Consider the following 4,222-nt stretch of genomic DNA (forward strand, 5'->3'; position numbering starts at 1 on the left):
GCACCGCCGGCGCCGCCCCGGCGGGCCCACGACGGCGAACCGCCGCCCGCCTGAGCTTGTACCCCGCCGGCAACGGCCACATACAAAAGTGTCGGCCCGCCGCTCCTTCCCTTCATTCCAGTCCACGAGTCCCCATGAACCAGACCCGCGTTTTCCTGATCATTGCCTGGCTGATGGTGGCAACCCTGCTGTGGATGGAGTGGAACAAGGAACAGGCGCCCGAATCGCCGGCCCCGACCACCGCCACGGTTTCCGGCGCGTCCGTCCCGGGAAGCACGGCCCAGGTGCCGACCGCCGGCGCCGGCACGGTGCCCAGTGCGACGGCGACCGCTCCTGGCCAGCCGGCCGCGCCGGCGGCGGATGGCCCCGTGGTCACGGTGGCGACCGACGTGCTGCGCGTGGAAATGACCGGCGGCGAAATGCGCGAGGTCGAGCTGCTCGGTTACGGCCAGACCGCGGACGACGACAGCCCGCCGGTCCGCCTCTTCACGCGCGACCCGGCGCAGTACTTCATTGCCCGCACCGGCTGGAGCAGCCAGCAGGCCGCGCCGGGCAGCAACGGCGCTTTCCGGCTTGAAGGCGAACCGCGCAACTTCAACCTGGCGCCCGGCCAGGACCAGGTCGTGGTGCCCTTCGTCTGGACCGGGCCCGATGGCGTGACCATCCGCCGCAGCTACACCTTCAAGCGTGGCGACTACGCCATCGGCGTGCGCGACGAAGTCGTCAACCAGGGCAGCCAGCCCTGGCAGGGCTACGTCTACCGCCAGCTCGACCGTGTCCCGGCGATCGTCAAGAACAGCGGCCCGATGAGCGCGGAGGGCTACAGCTTCCAGGGCGCGGTCTGGTACGACGGCGAATACGACCGCCGCAGCTACGACGACTTCGTCGAAGACGGCCCGCTCGACCGCACCGTCACCGGTGGCTGGGTCGCGATGCTGCAGCACCACTTCTTCGCCGCCTGGATCCCGCAGGCCGACCAGGCGTCGCTGTTCGTGCTCGACTCGGGCGACGGCCGCTACGGCATCGAGAGCCGTGGCCCGTCGTTCAACGTCGCCGCCGGCGGCACCGCCGTCACCGAGGCTCGCCTGTGGGTGGGTCCGAAGCTGGTGGAGGGCATCCAGGCGCAGGGCGTCAAGGGCCTGGACCGCGCGGTCGACTACAGCCGCTTCGACATTTTCGCCGCGCTGGCCAACGGCCTGTTCTGGCTGCTGGAGAAGATCCACGCCCTCGTCGGCAACTGGGGCTGGGCGATCATCGGCCTGGTGCTGATCATCAAGCTGGCGATGTTCCCGCTCTCGAGCGCGCAGTACAAGTCGATGGCGCGCATGCGCAAGTTCCAGCCGCGCATCCAGCAACTCAAGGAGCGCTACGGCGACGATCGCCAGAAGTTCCAGCAGGCGATGATGGAGCTGTACAAGAAGGAGAAGATCAACCCGGTCGGCGGCTGCCTGCCGATGCTGGTGCAGATGCCGATCTTCCTGGCGCTGTACTGGACCTTGCTGGAATCGGTCGAGCTGCGGCACGCGCCGTGGATCCTCTGGATCCAGGACCTGACCGCGCGCGATCCGTTCTTCGTGTTGCCGATCGTCAACGCGGCCGTCATGTGGGCCACGCAGAAGCTGACGCCGATGACCGGCATGGACCCGATGCAGCAGAAGATGATGCAGTTCATGCCGCTGGTGTTCGGCGTGATGTTCGCGTTCTTCCCGGCGGGCCTGGTCCTGTACTGGGTCACCAATGGTTCGCTGGGCCTGCTGCAGCAGTGGTGGATGACCAAGAAATACGCGGACGCGCCCGCCAAGGGCTGACGACACGACGCAAGCGGGAATGACCGGAACGGCGGGCAGCGATGCCCGCCGTTCTTCTTTGCACTCCGCTGACCGCAGCCCCGGTCCAAGCGACGAACGCCGCGGCCGCATCTGGAAAGCCCGGGGGTCGAGCCGGGAGCCACCCTCGAACCGCGGGCGACACTCCAAGCCGGTGCAAACCGGTACCTGCGCCATGCGACCATAGCGCCCATGAGCGACCCCGCCCGCGACACCATCGCCGCCATCGCCACCGGTCCCGCCGCCGGGGGCGTGGGGATCGTGCGCCTGTCGGGCCCGCGGGCCCGCCTCATCGCGCAATCGATCTGCCATCGCGAACTCGACGCGCGCCACGCCCACCACGTGCGCTTCCGCGACGTCGACGATGTCGTGCTCGACGACGGCATCGCCTTGTATTTCCGCGCGCCCGCGAGCTACACCGGCGAAGACGTGGTCGAGCTCCAGGCCCACGGCAGCCCCGCTGTCCTGCAGGCGCTGGTCGCGACGTGCGTTGCCTTTGGCGCACGACGCGCACGGCCGGGCGAGTTCAGCGAACGTGCCTTCCTCGAAGGCCGCCTGGACCTGGCCCAGGCCGAGGCCGTCGCCGACCTGATCGCCGCCGCCGACCTGACGGCGGCGCGGGCGGCGCGGCGCGCGCTTGAGGGCGACTTCTCCCGGCGCGTCGATGCCATTGGCGATGCCCTGGTCGCGTTGCGGGTGCACGTCGAGGCGGCCATCGATTTCGCCGACGAACCCATCGACACCCTGGGCGGCGACGCGCTCCGCCAAGGCATGGCAGCACTGGCCGCCGACCTGGGCGAGCTGCTGCAGGCGGCCGAACGCGGCCGCCGCCTGCGCGACGGCCTGCACGCGGTCCTGGTCGGCCCGCCCAATGCCGGCAAGAGCTCCCTGCTCAACGTACTGGCCGGCAGCGACCGCGCCATCGTCACCGAGATCGCCGGTACCACCCGCGACCTCCTGCATGAAACCCTCCGGATCGACGGGATTGAGCTGACCCTGGTCGACACCGCCGGCCTGCGCGAGGGGGGAGACGCGATCGAGCGCGAAGGCATGCGCCGCGCCGGTGGCGAGCTGGCGCGAGCGGACCTGGCGCTTGTGGTGCTCGACGCGCGCGACCCCGAGGGCGGCCGCCGCGCCGTGGCCGACGCAATCCGCGACGTGCCCCAGGTCCTGTGGATCCACAACAAGTCCGACCTGCTGCCCGCGGCGAACGCTGCCGCCAGCGCCGATGCGAGTGACATGCTCCGCGTCTCGGCGCGGACCGGCGAGGGCATCGATGGCCTGCACGAACGCCTGCGTGGCATTGCCGGGTCGCGGGTGGGCGAAGGCGATGCGGGCGGGGCGTTCACCGCGCGCGCGCGCCACGTCGAAGCACTCGGCCAGGCCCTGGTCGAACTGGACGATGCCCGCCAGCACCTGGCCCACGAAGCGCTCGAACTCAGTGCCGAAGCCTTGCGCCAGGCCCATGACCGGCTGGGCGAGATCACCGGCCGGATGCATCCCGACACCCTGCTCGGCCACATCTTCTCGAGCTTCTGCATCGGCAAGTAGGTAGCGTGCACTCGTTCACGTTCCGGCTCTGCTAGCAGGAAACCGGTGGCGCGAACGGGGCTTCTGTCTAAAGTGTGACGTTCATCAATATTTACTTGACAACTCGACGTCCGAGAGGCGATTTAATGATGCGTGTTCGCACAAGCGAATTTCAGGGGAGAGTTCTACCAATGACACACCGAACATCTGATCGGTCACGGGCTGCTGTTGCCGCCCGGACCGTGCTGCTGCTGGCCCTCGGGCTGGGGATCGCCGCCTGCGGCAAGGACGAACCGGCCTCGCCGGCCGCCGGCACCGACGCCACCGCCGAGACCCCGGCTGAAACCGCCCCGGCGGTGACGCCTGAGAACGCCGTCTCGAGCAAGGTCTCCGCACTGGGCACCGACGAGCTTCGCGAGGCCGCCCGCAAGGCCTATGCCGAGAACCGACTCTACGCCCCGGCCGAAGACAACGCGGTCGAGTACTACCTGGCCCTGCGCGAGAAGGCGCCCGGCGACGCCGCCGTCTCCAGTGCATTGACCGACCTGCTGCCGATGACGGTCATCGCCATCGAACAGAGCGTCCAGCGCGAGGACTTCGCCGAAGCCCAGCGCTTGGCCGCCCTGCTGGAAAAGGCCGACCCCCAGCATCCGGCCCTGGCGCGACTGAAGACCAGCATCACCACGCAGCAGACCGCGGCGGTGAAGCGTGCCGAGCAGGAAAAGATCAGCGCCGAGGAACAGGCCAAGCGCCAGGAAGAACTCGAGCGCCAGCGCGCCGCCGACCAGCAACGCCAGCAGGAAGAGGCCGCACGCCAGCTCGCCGCCCAGCAGCAGGCCGCGCGCGAACAGGCCGCGCGCGAGGAA

2 protein-coding genes and 1 pseudogene are annotated in these 4,222 nt (G+C 69.4%); all 3 read left to right on the top strand.

The window, feature by feature from the left end; all coding sequences use genetic code 11:
• Nucleotides 1-134 precede the first annotated feature (134 nt).
• Nucleotides 135-1,808, top strand: coding sequence for a membrane protein insertase YidC (gene yidC / locus FKV25_RS05960; protein WP_141517881.1), 1,674 nt, complete (start codon nt 135-137; stop codon nt 1,806-1,808).
• 210 nt (nt 1,809-2,018) lie between these two features.
• Nucleotides 2,019-3,377 (top strand): tRNA uridine-5-carboxymethylaminomethyl(34) synthesis GTPase MnmE, encoded by a 1,359-nt coding sequence (gene mnmE / locus FKV25_RS05965; RefSeq protein WP_141517882.1) that lies wholly within the window; start codon nt 2,019-2,021, stop codon nt 3,375-3,377.
• Between the two features lie 221 nt (nt 3,378-3,598).
• Nucleotides 3,599-4,222: pseudogene (locus FKV25_RS05970) on the top strand (energy transducer TonB); the annotation flags it as partial.

The organism is Marilutibacter aestuarii (assembly GCF_006546775.1).
GTDB classification, from domain to species: Bacteria; Pseudomonadota; Gammaproteobacteria; order Xanthomonadales; family Xanthomonadaceae; genus Marilutibacter; species Marilutibacter aestuarii.

What these genes read in the sequence shown, in the direction of transcription:
- yidC (WP_141517881.1), top strand. Translation starts at nt 135, where the DNA reads ATGAACCAGACCCGCGTTTTCCTGATCATTGCCTGGCTGATGGTGGCA.
- mnmE (WP_141517882.1), top strand. Translation starts at nt 2,019, where the DNA reads ATGAGCGACCCCGCCCGCGACACCATCGCCGCCATCGCCACCGGTCCC.